This is a genomic window from Dethiosulfatarculus sandiegensis (assembly GCF_000931935.2).
Taxonomy (GTDB): domain Bacteria; phylum Desulfobacterota; class Desulfarculia; order Desulfarculales; family Desulfarculaceae; genus Dethiosulfatarculus; species Dethiosulfatarculus sandiegensis.
The window spans coordinates 270,438-286,706 of sequence record NZ_AZAC01000011.1 but is presented as its reverse complement, the minus strand read 5'-3'; the positions used below and the strand labels follow the sequence as shown (position 1 = coordinate 286,706).

The 16,269-nt window shown below is 48.0% G+C and carries 17 protein-coding genes; 12 read left to right on the top strand and 5 right to left on the bottom strand.

The annotated features are described in order from the left end of the window. Positions 1 to 30 precede the first annotated feature (30 nt). Together X474_RS08840 and prxU are read right to left on the bottom strand one after the other, a co-directional pair. A complete protein-coding gene (locus X474_RS08840) occupies positions 31 to 1,872 on the bottom strand; it encodes an amino acid permease (protein WP_044348422.1) in 1,842 nt (613 codons plus the stop codon). A 417-nt stretch (positions 1,873 to 2,289) separates the two neighbouring features. Continuing rightward, positions 2,290 to 3,012 (bottom strand): thioredoxin-dependent peroxiredoxin, encoded by a 723-nt coding sequence (prxU, locus tag X474_RS08835; RefSeq protein WP_269433184.1) that lies wholly within the window; start codon positions 3,010 to 3,012, stop codon positions 2,290 to 2,292. Between the two features lie 923 nt (positions 3,013 to 3,935). Here prxU and X474_RS08825 point away from each other — a divergent pair. From X474_RS08825 to X474_RS08810, 4 genes are read left to right on the top strand one after another with little or no spacing between them, the layout of a single operon-like run. Continuing rightward, a complete protein-coding gene (locus tag X474_RS08825; protein ID WP_044348199.1) occupies positions 3,936 to 4,691 on the top strand; it encodes a hypothetical protein in 756 nt (251 codons plus the stop codon). A 2-nt stretch (positions 4,692 to 4,693) separates the two neighbouring features. After that, a complete protein-coding gene (locus tag X474_RS08820; protein ID WP_044348197.1) occupies positions 4,694 to 5,539 on the top strand; it encodes a DUF350 domain-containing protein in 846 nt (281 codons plus the stop codon). Then, on the top strand, positions 5,532 to 7,085 hold the full coding sequence (locus X474_RS08815; protein ID WP_044348196.1) for a polyamine aminopropyltransferase: 1,554 nt from the start codon (positions 5,532 to 5,534) through the stop codon (positions 7,083 to 7,085). The genes X474_RS08820 and X474_RS08815 overlap by 8 nt, the downstream gene beginning before the upstream one ends. 18 nt (positions 7,086 to 7,103) lie before the next feature. Further along, positions 7,104 to 7,661 (top strand): rhomboid family intramembrane serine protease, encoded by a 558-nt coding sequence (locus X474_RS08810; protein WP_044348195.1) that lies wholly within the window; start codon positions 7,104 to 7,106, stop codon positions 7,659 to 7,661. A 75-nt stretch (positions 7,662 to 7,736) separates the two neighbouring features. Here X474_RS08810 and X474_RS08805 read toward each other — a convergent pair whose 3' ends face one another. The 3 genes from X474_RS08805 to X474_RS08795 all read right to left on the bottom strand — a co-directional run bounded on the left by X474_RS08805 (position 7,737) and on the right by X474_RS08795 (position 9,484). Continuing rightward, on the bottom strand, positions 7,737 to 8,288 hold the full coding sequence (locus X474_RS08805; protein ID WP_156360691.1) for a DUF4178 domain-containing protein: 552 nt from the start codon (positions 8,286 to 8,288) through the stop codon (positions 7,737 to 7,739). 71 nt (positions 8,289 to 8,359) lie between these two features. Beyond that, positions 8,360 to 9,064, bottom strand: coding sequence for a PspA/IM30 family protein (locus tag X474_RS08800; protein WP_044348192.1), 705 nt, complete (start codon positions 9,062 to 9,064; stop codon positions 8,360 to 8,362). A 24-nt stretch (positions 9,065 to 9,088) separates the two neighbouring features. After that, entirely contained in the window at positions 9,089 to 9,484 is a 396-nt protein-coding gene (locus X474_RS08795) for a YbjN domain-containing protein (protein WP_044348191.1), read from the bottom strand. Between the two features lie 667 nt (positions 9,485 to 10,151). Here X474_RS08795 and X474_RS08790 point away from each other — a divergent pair. The 8 genes from X474_RS08790 (at position 10,152) to X474_RS08765 (ending at position 16,268) form a co-directional block, all read left to right on the top strand. Beyond that, a complete protein-coding gene (locus X474_RS08790) occupies positions 10,152 to 10,367 on the top strand; it encodes a hypothetical protein (protein ID WP_044348189.1) in 216 nt (71 codons plus the stop codon). Between the two features lie 569 nt (positions 10,368 to 10,936). Continuing rightward, positions 10,937 to 11,491 carry a hypothetical protein gene (locus tag X474_RS08785; RefSeq protein ID WP_044348187.1) on the top strand — a complete coding sequence of 185 codons (555 nt, stop codon included), beginning with the start codon at positions 10,937 to 10,939 and terminating at the stop codon, positions 11,489 to 11,491. Between the two features lie 12 nt (positions 11,492 to 11,503). Next, positions 11,504 to 11,677 carry a DUF2635 domain-containing protein gene (locus X474_RS25565; RefSeq protein WP_231688309.1) on the top strand — a complete coding sequence of 58 codons (174 nt, stop codon included), beginning with the start codon at positions 11,504 to 11,506 and terminating at the stop codon, positions 11,675 to 11,677. A gap of 3 nt (positions 11,678 to 11,680) precedes the next feature. Next, complete coding sequence (locus X474_RS08780; protein ID WP_044348185.1) at positions 11,681 to 13,156, top strand: phage tail sheath subtilisin-like domain-containing protein; 1,476 nt, start codon at positions 11,681 to 11,683, stop codon at positions 13,154 to 13,156. A gap of 15 nt (positions 13,157 to 13,171) precedes the next feature. Continuing rightward, complete coding sequence (locus tag X474_RS08775) at positions 13,172 to 13,528, top strand: phage tail tube protein (RefSeq protein ID WP_044348183.1); 357 nt, start codon at positions 13,172 to 13,174, stop codon at positions 13,526 to 13,528. A 27-nt stretch (positions 13,529 to 13,555) separates the two neighbouring features. Beyond that, complete coding sequence (locus X474_RS08770; RefSeq protein WP_044348181.1) at positions 13,556 to 13,843, top strand: phage tail assembly protein; 288 nt, start codon at positions 13,556 to 13,558, stop codon at positions 13,841 to 13,843. Positions 13,844 to 13,872: 29 nt separating this feature from the next. Then, positions 13,873 to 13,989: a GpE family phage tail protein gene (locus tag X474_RS25560; protein WP_231688308.1), complete on the top strand. Its 117-nt coding sequence runs from the start codon at positions 13,873 to 13,875 to the stop codon at positions 13,987 to 13,989. Beyond that, positions 13,956 to 16,268, top strand: a complete 2,313-nt coding sequence (locus tag X474_RS08765) for a hypothetical protein (RefSeq protein ID WP_156360690.1) — start codon at positions 13,956 to 13,958, stop codon at positions 16,266 to 16,268. The genes X474_RS25560 and X474_RS08765 overlap by 34 nt, the downstream gene beginning before the upstream one ends. Position 16,269 lies beyond the last annotated feature (1 nt).

Here is a 16,269-nt window from a genome sequence, read left to right as displayed (position 1 = left end):
AACAAGTTTGACTCTGCGTCTTGTCTACATTTACACCTCGCATAGCCTGCGCCTGGGGCCAAGAAGAAGCACGTCCCGCAAACGGTCAGAGTCCCTGCCGGCCAGCCAATTAGGCATGAAGTCAAAATGATGAGTGATCTGAGCCAAGGCTGCCAAAGCCTGCAGGTATTCGTTGGTTTTGTTTTTGCCAAGCACTATAAGAAAAAAGGCGCGAGTCTGTTCCTGGTTTTTCTGTAGAACCACACCAGGCTCAAGGCGGGCGGCCAAAAGAACTATTTGATCTGGGTCAGGATGGGGAATGTCGCTTATGGCTACTCCCTGTAAAAGAACTGTGGAACCCTTCTCTTCTCTGGAAGCCAAAAGGTTTGCCGCTGTTTCCTGATTAAATAGATGGTGAACAGCCAGTTCTTTGCCGAGAAGGGTAAAAAGTGCTTCCGGTTTGGTTGCTTCTTTTATATCTAGTATGATCCCCTGCCTGGTGAGTCGGTCAAAGGTGTCTTGGCAGTGCTGGTCCCTTTCCTTGAGGATGTCTCTCAATTCGGTCTCCAACTCCCCCTTGACCATTTGCTGGGAGGTAACTCTCTCCAAAAGGTGATGAATTGCTGATTCCCTCGCCGCTTTGACTCTGCCGTAAAACCAGTAGAATAAAAGCCCTCCCGCCACCAGGGCAAGGCTGATCAAAATGGCCTGATAGCCCATTTCAAGAATCAGAAGCCCGAATCCGGCCATGCCGATGATCTGCACCCAGGGATAGCCCGGGGCCCTGAAACTGGGGCGGTAATTTAAAAGGCCGCTTTCCCTGAGCACTATGAGGCATGCGTTGGCCAGGAAATAGGCTAACAGCATAACCGTACTGGCCGCCTGAACCAAGGCGTCAAGTTTAAGGAAGAGGGAAGCGATCATAAATGCACCGGTCAAAAGGATGGCGTTTACCGGCGCTCCTTTGGAGGTGACTTTGCCGAGCATTTGTGGAACAAGCCGGTCCCGGCTAAGTGCCAGAAGATAGCGGGAAGCGCTTAATAGCCCCGCATTGGCTGTGGATATAAAGGCCAGCATGGCTGCCGCGCCTATGGTCCAATAGCCCCATTCACCAAAAAGAGCCCTGGCTCCGTCACTGATGGGGGTTAGTGAATTATCGAGTGCCTGGGCGGGCAAGACCCCGGTGGTTATGAAAACCACTACGGTATAGGTGAGGGTGATAACCATTAGACTTAGTATCATGCCCAAAGGGATGGTGCGTCCGGGGTTTTTCACCTCTTCGGCAACACTCGCTATGTTTAACAGCCCGCCATAAGCCACAAACACCATACCGGCTGTGGAAAAGACAGCGGACCAGCCTTGGGGCAGAAATGGTTGAAAATATTTCGGATGAACCTGGTTGCTGCCCAAAAGGGCGTAGATTAGTAAAAGCCCCAACAACAGGGTCACCAGAATAATTTGCAGGGTTCCGGTTTTTTGGGCTCCGGTGAGGTTTATGAATATAAAAATGACTCCTAAAACCATCCCTATGGGTAAAGGGGGTATAGATAACCCGGAAGGTGCGAACGCCATGATTCCCACCAGGGCAAAGGCGCTTTTCAATGTCAGGCTGAACCAGGTCAATAAACCGCTCACCGCCCCGGCTGCAGGTCCCAGGGTTCGGGTGATGTAAAAGTAATCACCCCCTGCCTTGGGCATGGCGGTTATTATTTCCGCAAGGCTCAGCATGCCTGTGGCTGCAAGGCAGCCGGCCAAAAAATAGCTGAACACAACTGCCGGCCCTGCCTGAGCATGTGCCAGGCCAGGCAGAACAAACAGGCCGGAACTGATCATGGCCCCACTGGCAAGGCAGAAAACTGTTCCCAAGCCCATGCTTTTATTCAGATCAGCCATACGGTTAACCAGCCCTTGGATAAGATAATAAAGATATAACAGATAAATCAATGCTAAACACGGGTAGGCCCCTTAGCAGTGGTTGTCTTTGAGATGTGTTTTCAGCTTGTCAAAATCAAAGTCCTTTGCCAAGTCTAGAATAGGTAATTTCACAAGCGGTTTGGGATTTGGGATTGCCAATTTCGGAAAAGGCAGTGTTTAAGTAGTAGGAGAATGACGAGGTTTTTTCTGAATGCCAGTGGGTGAGCGGCTATTGTTTCGGCAGCCTGGCCAGGGCATTGTGTGGACGTAATATATGGATGATCGGATCTTTATGTATCCGGGTAAGTGTTAAAATTTATAGGAAAAGTTGCTGCCGGTGTTTTCCCAAGAGCCGCCCCGGAATGGGGCGGCTTTAAAGTCATTTTCAGTCACAGCCTAGTCAAAGGCCATGGTAACCTTCCATTCTTTCCACACGTTGCCTACCAGGTGTTCTCCCGGTTGTAACACGGGCTTGCCGGGTTTCCAGCCACTGGGAGTGGCCTTTGAACCCTTGCTTTCGCGGACCAGTTGGAAGGCCTGAATCTGCCGCAGGGTCTCGCCCACGTTCCTGCCCACGGGCGGGGTCAGCACTTCAAAGCCCTGGATAATACCATCAGGATCAATCAGAAAACGGCCGCGTACATCAACGCCGCCTTCTTCGTCATATACCCCGTAGGCTGAGCCGACCTTGCCGCCGCCGTCGCTCAGCATGGGGAAGGGCACACCGCCTTCGACCATTTTGGAAAGCTCGTGGTCCACCCACATTTTGTGGACAAACATGGAATCAACGCTCATGGAGAGCACTTCCACACCTAATTTTTGGAATTCGGGATGCTTCTCGGCGACCGCCGAAATTTCGGTTGCTCAAACGAAAGTGAAGTCACCAGGGTAGAAGCAAAGCACCACCCATTTCCCCAGATAATCGCTCAATTGAACTGAGCTGAATTTTCCCTGGTTGTAGCAGGGAGCCATAAAATCAGGGGCCTTTTTACCCACCTGTATCATTTTCTTTACCTCCTTTGGTTTTGAAGGGGCGTTTTCCCCGCTTTGCACCGGGGGGTCTTCGCCAACCACACCACCTGTGGGCCGGGCGCAACCAACCGGTTTTTCTTTCGGCATACGAAACCTCCCTTTGGTCGGTTATGAGGCAAAGGGCCCGGCAGTTTGGCAAGCAAATTTTCCTGAGTTTGATCTGATGCCGCTTGGTAAAAAAACAGGTTTTGCCAAGCGCCCGGTTCAGGCTGTTTGCAAGCGGTCTGCCGGCGCCTTTGACCTCTGATTAAAGTAATATAAATAATGGTAGACCTTAAAATTATGGCCGTCCAGTTTGGGTTTTGTCAAAAGCTGGTTACAGAACGGCTTGGATTTTTGGGCGGAATTGGCATTGCAGTATAAATAAAAAGGTATGGATAGGTATGGTGTTAAAGGGGGTGTTAAAAATCGTTTTGGGATACTGTTATTTCTCCGGCATGGTATGGCCGGAAAAATAACAGTTTTAATAATTGTATTTCTGCCTTTTAGATGCGCTTAAGCCGTTTTATTTATGATCAATCGGCTCTTATAATTTTGTTACTAATATTTTCTTGGTAACTGAAGTAAATTTTATGAGTGTGTATGAATTAATAAAAAAGTGATCAGATCAAAATATTGAAATAACCTATAATTACAGTGTATTATCTTTATAAATCGGCGTCTGTACTTGCCGGGATTATTTGGGAAATATAAAAGGCTCCAAATACCTTATTTAAATTGTTTTGACCTGGATTTAAAAATATCAAGGCAGGTTTTGATTTTTTATTCGGGTTTATTTACTGATCGGCATTTGTGGATAAGTGTTGGGCAGAGTTAGATTCGCTAAAAAATTCGGAAAAAGGCTTCATTATCTGGTAGTCTGCTAATATACTGATAAAGACGGGAACCTTTACAGATTAAAAAGTGAAATTAATCAGCAGGTTGGATGCGCGGAGCCGTACACGGCACTTTGAGGCCGGGGTTTGCAGACACCCTCCTGCTTGATCATAGCTTACCATGGGGGCCTTTAGATGAAAAAACTGCTTATTTTAGCCATAGCCGCCCTGGGGCTGGGCCTTTTTATGGGGGAATCATCCACTGATCTGGACAAGGACCCCTTGCAGGAATTGAAAGCCAGATTGAAAAATGTGCCCACGGCATCCATTGTCCTGGCTGATATGAAAGAAGAAGGCACCTTTTTCCCCAGTTACTACCACAATTACATGGTCATATACCAGGCTGTGGATCCTAAGAAGGCCCTTGATCAAAAGGTTTCGGCCATTCGCGAGGCAGAACCCCAATGGCGGGAGGTTTCCGAGGAAATCTACAATGCACGCAAAGGCCTTCTGGGCATGACCCTGTACTCCAAAAAGGACGGTAAGGAAAACACAGCAGTGGCTCCGGCTGGTTATGAGTATGTTGGTGATCCTCGCTATGGCCGTTGGCAGACGGATTCCAGCGGCAACCGCTTTTGGTCGTTTTTCGGTCAATATGCCCTGTTGTCCATGATCTTGGGCAACAGGCCGGTTATGTATAATGATTATTCCGGCTACCGCGGCCATTATAGAACCGGCCGCAATACGCCCTGGTTTGGCGGCAGATCCAAAGGCTCCGCCGCCGGAGCTAAAGTGGGTTCTTCGGCCAAGACCAACCAGCCTTCGGATTTCTTCCAAAGGCGCATGGCCCGCAGCCGCAGTCAGTCCAGCAGCTTTGCAAGTAAAGTAAATAACCGCGTTGGCCGCTCCAGTGTGAGTGTCAGAGGCCGTTCCGGCGGAGTGGGGAAATAGCCATGACTGTAGATGAACTGCTTACAGCTTTAGTTTTGCTTATCGGGTTTTTTGTGGTTTTCTGGGTTGGCAAAATGGTTTACACCCTTTTGCATCGCCAATATGACTTAAACCACGAGCTGACCCAAAGGGATAATCCGGCCTTGGCCTTGAGCCTGGTTGGATATTACGCCGGTTTGGTGCTGTCCGTGGGCGGAGCCTTGGTCGGACCCGGGGTGAGCCTGGTGGATTCCCTGATTGCCCTGGCAGTCTATGGTTTGTTAGCCGTGGTTTTGCTGAATATCTCATGGTGGGTCTGCGACCTTCTTATCCTGCGAAAATTTAAGGTGAACGACGAACTCATAAGGGACATGAACCAGGGAACCGGCGTGGTTGTGGCCGGAGTTTTCATTGCCTCGGGCTTTATCCTTTTTGGAGCCATCCAGGGCGAATCAGGCGGGATCTTGACCGCGGTTGTCTACTGGCTTATGGGACAAGCGCTTTTAGTCCTGGCTTCGTATGTTTACGACTGGATAACCCCTTACGATCTTCATAAGGAAATAGAAAACGACAATGTTGCCGCAGGCGTTGGTTTTGCCGGGTCTTTGATAGGCATAGGTGTGTTGATCGGCATGTCCGGGAGCGGCAGCTTTGAGGCATGGCGTGAAAGCCTTTTGGATTATTTAAGCTTTGCCCTTGTGGGATTGGTTCTCTTGCCTGTGGTGAGGTTTTTAACCGACAAGGTCCTATTGCCCGGCGTATCTCTGACCGACGAGATTGCAAACCAGGAAAAACCTAATCTTGGTGCTGCCTATATAGAAGCCTTTGCTTATATCTCGGGCGCTTTTCTGATTTATTGGTGTGTCTGATACTGTGCGCACCGGCCTGATTCTAAAAATTGCAGTCTTTGCCACCGGCCTGGCCGGGGTTGTGGCCGAGTTCGTGCTTTCCACTCTGGCTACTTACCTGTTGGGGGATGCGGTCTTTCAATGGGCAGTGGTAATGAGCCTCATGCTTTTTGCCATGGGGGTGGGAAGCCGTCTTTCCAGACTTGTCAGAAAAGACCTTTTGGACGCCTTTATCCTTACCGAATTTGTGCTCTCCATATTGTGCGCCGCAGCCTCATGCCTGGCCTATGGTTTGGCGGCCCGCATCTCTGAAGTCGGCATCCTGATATACAGTCAGGCCCTTTTGATCGGCTGTTTGATCGGCCTGGAGATTCCTCTGGTTACCAGATTGAACCGCAGCTATGAGGAATTGCGAATCAATATCGCCTCAGTCATGGAAAAGGACTATTTTGGCGCGCTTTTTGGCGGGCTTTTATTCGCCTTTGTGGCCCTGCCCCATCTGGGGCTCACCTACACCCCGGTTGCCTTGGGTGCTGTCAATTTTTCCGTAGCCGGTCTGTTATTGTTCTCCTTTCTTGGTTTGGTTAAAAGAAAGCGTCTAATTGTTAGCGCGTTTTCCGTTTCTCTTGTTTGTCTGGCCGGTCTGGCCTGGTTTGCCGAGCCGATTGTCACCTATGGAGAACAGGTCCAATACAGGGACAAGGTTGTGTATGCCACTCAAACACCTTATCAGAAGATCGTTATTACCAGGTGGAGGCAGAACCACTGGTTGTTTTTAAACGGCCAGGAACAGTTCAGCACGGTTGACGAGCATCTGTACCATGAGCCTTTAGTGCATCCGACCATGGAACTCACTGATAAGCCGGAGCGGATATTGATTATAGGCGGAGGTGACGGCCTGGCCCTAAGGGAGATATGGAAGCATAAGGGGGTGAAATCGGTGGTCATGGTGGACCTGGACCCGGTAATGACCAAGCTGGCAAGGGATCACGCAATATTTCGCTCAATAAACAAAGACTCCATGCATGATCCACGTCTCACCGTGATAAACCAGGATGCAGGCAGCTTTATCAAGGATGATACCGGACTCTATGACGTAATCATCGTCGACCTGCCTGACCCGGACAGTGTGGATCTTTCCCATTTGTACAGTTTGGGATTTTACAGAAGACTCAAGGCCCATCTGTCTTTGGGAGGAACCATGATAACCCAGGCCGGAAGCCCTTTTTTTGCGAAAAAGGCATACCTTTGTATTTACAAAACAATGCAAGCGGCTGGGCTGTCCTTGCTTCCCATGCACAACAATATCCCCACCATGGGGGAATGGGGCTGGTTCATGGCCAAGCACCAAAACGAGGCCTCAGCTGGCGAGTTGCGTCAAAGGGCTCTGCAACTTGAATTTAAGGAAATTAAGACCAAGTTTTTAAACCACGAGGCCATGAGTGTCTTGGTTAATTTCGGGAAAGGCATCTTTGATTCCAAGTTGTTGACCCAGGTTGAGGTGAATACGGTTTTTAAACCGGTTTTACCTCGTTACTACGCCCAGGGACAGTGGGACGTTTATTAATGAAAATGAGGGAGTGGGATGTCCAAAAGAGAAGCGGGGGTGCTCGATAATTTAAAATTGGCCTTTCTCATCATGGCCTCGCCTTGGCTGGTCTTTGCCCTGGACCTTATCCTGCCTTTTGATCTGAATCGCTTGGGTATTTTGCCCCGCAATTTTATCGGTCTCAGGGGAATAATATTGAGCCCCTTTTTACATGCAGGGATTCCCCATCTCCTGGCCAATTCCGGTGCGCTGTTTTTCTTGAGTTTCTTAGGATTCTCTCTTAACCGGTCCGCCACTTTCAGGGCCTTGGCCATTATTGTGCTTTTGGGAGGCGCCGGTGTTTGGGTGTTTGGAGCACCGGTTTATCATATCGGAGCCAGCGGCGTTGTCTTTGGCTTGTTCGGCTATCTCCTGGCCAGCGGTTTGTTTCATAAGGATATCAAGGCGATCATTGTTTCGGCCTTGGTTTTTTTCCTTTACGGCGGATTAGTCTTTTCGTTTTTAAGGGTCATGCCAGGCATAAGTTGGGCGGCACATTTCTGGGGTTTTGTGGCCGGACTATTGGCCGCCTGGCTGACCAGACCCAAGAAATAACCGGTTTTAAGCAAAGATTAAGCGGCGCCCCCAAGACGGAGTGATCCGTCTCGGGGGAGTTAAGACGAGCCTTTTTCAGGCGGCAGGCAAGATGTCGGTGAACTGATACTCCTCAACAAAAAATCCCAGATAGGCCTGGAATTCGTCTTCACCCCATTGTTCTATGGTGAGGTACTTTTCGCCGTCGTCGTCTTCATAACTCCAACGCAAAAGGTTCTGTCCCGGCCCTTGGGTGTTTTTAAGAAAACTGCCTCCAGCCATTTCTTCCATATAATAGGTGACACCGTCCAGAACGATCGTCTTCGGAGGGTCTCCGGTTTGCTGAATCGCTGTTTTCACTCCCTGGCCCAGACGGGAAAAGTCGATCAGACTGTTTAAACTCCAATCGTCTACATCATCATGTTCCAGCTCAAGGTAGATGATGGCATCACCTGAAACGAGCTGCCATTCGTGGGTCAGGTCGCCTTCAGACCAATCATAGGTATGATGGGCCTTCACCTCCCAGGTTTTGAGGTCATAGTCAACCATCCAACCAGGTTGCAGCTTAGCCAGCGTGAGACCGCCGGTTACATCCGGCCCCTGGTCGGTTTTTTTATCTCCACCCTTGAAAATGTCGAAAAATCCCATCTGCACCCGCCTGCTTTGAGGGGCGGCCCCGGAGTTCAATTTAGGACCCCGGAGCCTGGTTCTATTGGCTGTCAGGAGATACCCATTTTTTTCTTGAGTTCGTCCAGATTGGAGGATGCATTTTTAACGGCACCCTTGCTAAGGGCGGCATTTATCTCCTGGTCAACGTTGGTATCTACATCCGCCAGCTCGCCATAGGCCACTGCCAGGCTCTCGCTTTCCTCCACCCTGGCTTTCATTTTTTCCAGCATGGAGATGGTGTCGCTGGGGTCTATCTGAGACATTTGCTTGTTGATTTTTTGGGTGGCCTGGGCTGTCGTGGCCCTGGCCTTTAAAGTGGTGAGGTCGTTTTCATAAGAGGTGATGGTTGATTTGATCTTGTTCACCTGCGCCTGGAGCTGGGCCGACATTTTTTCATGGTGCTCGGCCTCCTGGGCCAGGGTCAAAGCCTGCCCGGCATTTTGCTCTTTCAAGTTAAGCGCCTCCGTGGCCAGGCGTTCGGCATCAGCCGCATCCAAAGAGCCGGACTGCATCTGCTGTAAAAGGCTCATGGCCTTTCTTTCGTAATCCGCTGCCAGCTTTTTCTTGTTGTCCGCATTACGCCTGGTGCGAATGGCAATGGCCTTAACCTCGGCCAAGCTGGTCATGGCCTGGCGCAGGTCGTTTTTAAGGTCACGGATGCCCTGCTCTGTCATCTTTACCGGGTCTTCCAGCTTATCAACGGCAGCATGGGCCTCGGATTTGGCCACACTGAAAAGTCGCTTAAAAAAGGACATTCTTTTCTCCTTTTAGCAAAAAGGCTATTTGGGGATGTAGGTTAAAAGCTCAGAACCATACTCGGCCAAGCCAAGGCTCAATGCCTGGATGGATGCCTCAAGTTCGTTGCGATCCAGATTGGCCAACTGCAGGGTGTCCCGGAAAAGAACTTTTTTGCCTTCGTCGTCCAGTGTAAAGGCGCCGTGAACCAGGGACCGGTTGAGCTGCAAAAGCCGTTTAAACAGGTCTTTGGGATCAGCAGGAACCGGCATTATCGACTGCTCCAGAACCACGATAGTATCTTCGCAGTCTATGATAAGGTTTTTGATGCCCTTATCTTCGTCTTCTACAATGACGATCTCTTCTTCGGGAATTTCTGTGGTAACGGCTATCTGCATGTCTTCCAGATAAGCCTTAACCAGCTCGAATTTCTCCGACATATTTTCCTCCATGGCTGTGCAAGCGGTTTATTTGTTGCTTGTCTTAGACTTTTTGGAGATGCAGCAGTAAAGGTGCATCTCTCTTATAAGATGTTTACAAGGCTCAAAAGGTGACAGTGATTTGTCAATATGCGTCTCTGTCCTTTAAGACCTGTCTCAAGCGCCTTGATAAAAGCGGCCTTACACACAAACTATAGTTGAGCGGAAAAAAGCAAAGCAAGTAGTCGGAATTTTGAATTCCTAACTAGTATTATTAGATGATAAACACTATCCGTTTATTGAAATAAACGGCTGTATAGTAAGAATTTGTCTGATCTGTTTGTAAAACAGGCTTCAGCCTGTCTGGCTCTAAATGTCCCATCTAATATATAACCATTTCAATGACCCATGTCCAGTTGGTCAGGTTGAATTTTGACCGATTCCTTGAATGGTTTCTCCAGGCTGTCAAGCACAAATAGCACCCTAAAACGGTTAATTAAAATCATCTGACAGTAAAAAATGCGTAAAAAAGCAAAATAAGAGTTTCCCCCGGAAAATTAAAGGTAAGTTTTACGTCATAAATATTGAGGTTAGTTGTGAATCGCTTTTAATTTGTGGATTTTTTGGACAAGTAACATGCTTAACTTAATGGTAGGTAAATTGCTTTACAGGTTAAGGAGAAGTTTAGATGTGTGTTGAAAATGGTTTCTTACAAGGCATGAAGTCCATTTCTGATTATGTTGGATTCAGTGAACGCACCATATTGAAACACAAAAAGAGTTTTCCTTTGATGCCCATCCAAAAGGTGGGCGGGGTTTGGGTTGGCGACCCTGAAGGCTTGACCGCCTTTTACAGATCATTGGCCAGAGGCGAGGAAAACCAACGAACTGTTCAGGCTGTCTGACCCCTTTATTTAAATGGAGTAGCAGATGTATTTAAAAATAGCGACAATTCCATTTTACCAGCGGGAATAAATACCCCGCGCTCAGGGTGTATTTACTTTTTGGGTTAGGCTTCTTGACTTCCTCTCTTTTTCCCCCCTCCCTAAATTCCCTTTGGTTTTGTAACTTACCGTTAATTATAAATTTATTCGTTATATTATGTAGATGTGCCGACTTGCTGGTTTTTTCAGGGAAAGAATAATTCCCTCAAAATTACGGGCAGCTAATATGTATCGTATGGAGCCTATTTGGGGGATTTGCTTTACCTGTCAAGCTATTTTTCCTAGATAAAAACAGAACATATTATCCCTAATTCCTTAAGAATCATCAAATACACGCAAAGACCAATTCCTTCCAAAACCAGTGATAATCTTCACTCAATTCGGACGGCGAAAAGTTTTTGTCGTGTGAATTTTAAGCATCATAAAAATTTAAAAATGTAGGCCCATGCGGGATGCATGACAGGACTTGTCAGGCCTTATTCAGTTGGGCGCATTTACGTTAAACAAAACTTAACGGATTGGGAATACACATGGAAAAACACCCGAGAACCCAGATACGCGAGAGGCTGGCGGCTTTATTAAGCACTCCTTTCGGCCCTACTGAAAACCTGGTGTATCCCACTTGCGCCCTGGACAGGGTGTATACCAGTCGTTTTCTTGAACTGAATCAGACTGGATTCCCCTATGCCTTGATAACCGACGAGCAGGAAACCGTATTAACGCCCGAGTCTGATCTCCCCTTGCGTGAGCTTTTGGTGATAATCGCCTGCACCCATAAGGCGGCAAACGGTTCATTGGTTGATGAGATGCTGGACCACTTTGCCTTGGATGCCGAGAGCCTGATTGCGCATGATTCCCATTTGGGGGACTTGGCGGTCTCATCCCAATACAGGGGCATGAAAAAAGAACATCAGACCGACGAACAAGGCGTCATCGGGTGCCTGCGCCTGGATTTCAGAATCCAATATTGCCCTGTCCCAAGGCTACTCCCGTCTTTACAGGATTTTCTCAAATGGCATGGCCATTACTCGCAAGCAGATACAGCAGGTGCGGCGGACTTGGTTGAATTGCCGCCGCCTGCATAAAAGGAGGCAACTATGGAGAAGATTTTTCTTAAACCGCGAAAAGGGTTGAAGGTGCCTGATCCTAAAACGGGCCGGGACTTAGACCCCCAGGGCGCTTATGTGACAGAGAGCATCTACTGGCTGCGAAGGCTGGCCGATGGTGATGTCACGAGCGCCAAAAAACAAAAACCCCGAAAGGAGAAATAGCCCATGGCCATCAGTTTTAACCAGATCCCCGTTGATCTCAGAACACCGGGTCAGTATGTGGAGTTTGATAACAGCCGCGCCCTGCACGGTCTTCTGGGTATTCACCAGCGACTTCTGGTGATCGGCCAGCGCACGGCAAGCGCCGAAGTGGAGGCGGGCAGGCTGGTCATGGCTGTCACCCCTGAGAAGATTAAAAAGATGTTCGGCCAGGGATCCATGTTGACCTCCATGCTCTTGGCGGCCAAGGAAGCCAACCCTTACACCGAGACCTGGGCCGTTGCCTTAGATGATGATGACGCGGCTGTGGCGGCCAAGGGAAGTGTCACCCTTAGCGGCGACCCTGCCCAGAGCGGCACCCTGAACCTTTATCTGGGCGGCGAGCGGATTCGCATCCTGGTGCAGGATACCGAAACCCCGGAAGAGGCGGCTGCCAATCTGGCGGCTGAAATTAATCTACATACCGAGCTGCCGGTGACCGCCCTGGTGGATGACACTGACACCAATAAGGTTAATATCACCGCCCGCCACAAGGGTGAGGCCGGAAACCACATTGACATCAGAATCAACTATTTCATGGGAGATTCCCTGCCCGAGGGGCTGGGCGTGACCATCTCTCCCATGAAAGACGGCACAGCCAACCCCTCCATTGCGACTGCCTTGGCCGCCTTGGCTGAAGAGCAGTTCAACTACATCGCCATGCCCTATACCGATAATTCTAACCTGAACCTTTTGGCTTCTGAGTTGGAGGGCAGGTGGGGCCCCATGCGCCAGATCGAAGGCCTGGCCTTTACTGCGGCCAAGGGAACCACAGCCGAGCTGTCCACCTTGGGCGATGCCAGAAACGACAAACTGATCAGTATGTTGGGCACCGGAAAGAGCCCGACCCAGCCCGAGATCTGGGCCGCGGTTTATGCCGCCACAGCTGCTTTTTATCTGAATATCGATCCCGCTCGCCCCTTGCAGACCCTGGAGCTGATCGGCGTATTGCCTCCTTCTTTTGGCGATCGCTTTACCAGGGAAGAGCGCAATGTGCTTTTGCATAAAGGTGTGAGCACCTGCATGGTCGATGCCGACGGCCGTTGCCGCATTGAGCGCTCCATCAGCACTTACCAGGAAAACGCCTATGGCTATGAGGACCCCAGCTACCTGGATATGAACACCATGGCCACCCTGGCCTATATCCGCATCCAGGTAAGGGCCCGTATTGCCCAGGTCTTTGGCCGTCACAAACTGGCCAATGACGAGACCACCATCTGGCCCGGACAGGCCATTGCCCGTCCCAAGGATGTGCGCATGGAGCTGATCGCACTGTTCCTGGCCATGGAAGAGCAGGGCATTGTGGAGAGTGTTGACCAGTGGGCCGACCAGATTGTGGTTGAGATCGACGGCACGGATTCCAACCGGGTGAATGCCCTGTTGCCGCCTGATCTGATCAATCAGCTCAGGGTTTTTGCCTCTCAGGTTCAGTTCAGGCTTTAGGCCAAGGAGAAAGATATGAGCACCGGCGCCAAAAGAATTACAGGGAAATTTTATATCAAACTCAACGGCAAACTCCTGCCGATCACAGGTGACGCCACCTTGAAGCTAGGCGGCCAATCCCGGGAAACGGTGATTGGAAACGAGGTTCTGGGCTTCAGGGAAAAGGCGGTGGCTCCCGAAGTGGACTGCACTTTTGTCCACAATCAGGATGTGGATCTCAAGGGCATCGGCTCCATGGATAACGTAACCATCACCGTGGCCACTGATACAGACGTGGTCTACACCATTGCCAATGCCTGGTGCGTGGATCCGCCGGAGCTTTCCAGCAAGGGTGAGGCCAAGTGCAAATTCTCCGGAGTTCTGTGCAAGTAACAATCTAAACCAATTGGATGCGTTGAAATGACAGGCAAAAACAAAACCATTGAATTGAAAAAAAGCATTTCAGTGAGCGGAGAAGAAACCTCTCGTCTTGAGATGCAGGAGCCAAAACTAAAAGACAGGGAGATCTTCGCCCATCTGAAACCAGGGATTGACGGGAGCCAGGTCTCCACCGGGGACATGTTGGATCTTTCTTATAAAGCGGCCTGCAAACTCTGCAATCTGACCCCTCCGGAGGCTGACAGCCTGGGCATGGAAGACGCCCTGAAAGTGGCGGAGGCGGCCATGGGTTTTTTCGTGGAGACCTAGAGGAAGAGATCAGCCACAGCCTGGCGGTCTTGGCCTATCTGTTTAATTGGCCGCCTAGTGAACTTCTGAATCTTACTTTATCCGAGCTGGAATATTGGGTTGAGCAGGCCCAATGGGCGGTTCAGCAACTCGACAGGGGGCGGTAGCCATGGCAATGGGAGCGACCGGTGAAAATATAGAGGTCAGAACTTTGGCCGACTATAGGAAAAATATTAGCGATCAGATGGACGGGTTTGCCGATGATCTCGTACTGAATAACAAGAAAATTGGCAAGGCCTTTGATTTTTCACTTCAAAAGGTCGCTTCCTTTAATAGTGCTGTTCTTAATAAACAGATCGAAAAGGTTTTGTCATCCATGCCTATAAAAGGCATGGATGACAAGTGGAGTCTTTTATCTGGTCTAAAAGAAATTAGTTGTCTAAATGAAAAAATGCTCAGTAGCGAAATGATAAAAGAAAAGCTGAGTATTCAAAAAAAACAAAACAGTACTAGGGGAAAATTTAAGGACTTCAAAACTTCGCTACAGTCTAACCTTTCGAGCCTGGTTGCTTCCTCTTCAATGCTTTCCTTGGAGCAACAGGTTCAGATTCATAATTCTATAAATAAAATCCCCAACTTATTTACAGAGAATCTGAACCTGTTGCGCAAGGATATTTTTAATAGGTCACTTGGTTTAAAGGAATTTAGCGTCCGAGTATCGGACAAGTTAAAACCTGCTAAAAAAGTCATCCAAGATATTATACCAGAAGAATTTTTAGGCGGGGAATTTAACTCTTTTTTTCCAAAAATGTCAGGGGATACTACCAATAATAAAAAAGGTGCTAATAATCTAAATTTGTCTGCTCGAGATTATCAATTAACTCACGGAATGTTTTCGTTGTTTGGGGGTAATAACTTTGGCTTTGAAAATGTTGCAAATACATATCCAATGCCAAAATTAGGAACCGCCTTTGGTTTTGAATTTGATGCTGCTTCAGATGTAAAAAATGGCTTATCTTTTTATGAAAATACTGATTCTAAGAATCCACTTTTATCATTAAATGAAAGAAAATTGCCCATTAGTGGGCAAAGAATTGAGAGTGGTTTAGATAAACCCAAACCTGTTTTCTATTCTGCAATTGATGAATTAAAATCAAGATGTGAGGGCCTTGAAAAAGGTTTGGGCTCTTTAGGTCGTTTGAATAGCCAGATAGGCGCGGCTTTAGCACATTTGCAAGCAAACCTGAGGCAGAAAGTTAAGCCTAATAAAAATCAGGGCAGTAAGTTTGTTGGTAGTGGCGCATTGGGTGGTAAAAACCTTTTACAGCCAGGGTTGGCAAAATTGGCGGATTTGTCCTCTGGATTAAATGGGGTGATCGCTAAGGTCTCCGGAGAGGCGTCCAAGATACCAGACCTGTTAAACGCATCCAAAAAGACTTTAGGGGGGCAAGGCAAGGCTGAAGCTGATTTTCGAAATAATTTGAAGGGCATTTCGAGCTCTTTGGAAGATTTTAAAAATGCTTTAAACCCACCTCATCAGGCTTCAAAAGGATCGAGTTCTCCTTCTGAAAAAAACAATAATAAATCATTTTTAGATAGAATTAAGACATTTTTCTCTTCGTTTAGCGAAGGCCAAAAAAATGAAGATAAAGAAGTGAAAGGAGTTACTGGTCAGTTTGGCGACTTGATATCAAAAGTGAGTGGTAAGTTCAAAGGGCTAGAAAGAGTTTTCAGTTCGCTAATGGGGGGAGCTGAGGGTGATGGTCCGTCGGATAATAAATCTCAATTAAGCAGTATCAAGACAACTGTTGGTAAGGAAATCGGGCTGTCGACAGGGAATAATGAATCCCACTTAAGAGTTGATAAGCAATTGTCAGGTTGGCCTGCAGATAAGAAATTAAATGATACTTTAAATAATGCAAATGCTATTGAAGCTCCTTTGAAAGGTCTGTCAGAATCTTTTGGCAAAATCGCAAGCAATTCCACTAAAAATAGTAGGGGTTTGCGGCAAAAAATTGATTTTAATCCTAATAAAAATATTCCGAAATTAAGAACACAATCCTTGCCAAAGAGTACAGGTAAAGCTTCCTTTGGCTTAAATAATAGGTCTTTGCTTGGGGGGGATGTTTTTTCAGATTTGGAACCCATGGAAAGGTTTAATGCCGGGGCTTCTAATTTGCTTATTAATGGTGGAGTTGATCCTCTGCGATCATCTCAAGACGATTTAAGTACTAAATATGAAAAAGGAGAAGAATCTCAAGCTTTGAGAAATGCCGGAACGGCTCTTAAAGATTATTCGGAATCCAAAATTAAAAAATATGGAAAAGTACAGATAGATCTTCTTTTAAAGAATAAAAATTCTAAAAAAGAAGAGAAAGCCATTTCTCAAAAAGTTGATGATTTGGCTGATGTCTATTGTGGTCATGCTGTGGCTGCGGGGGTTTGAT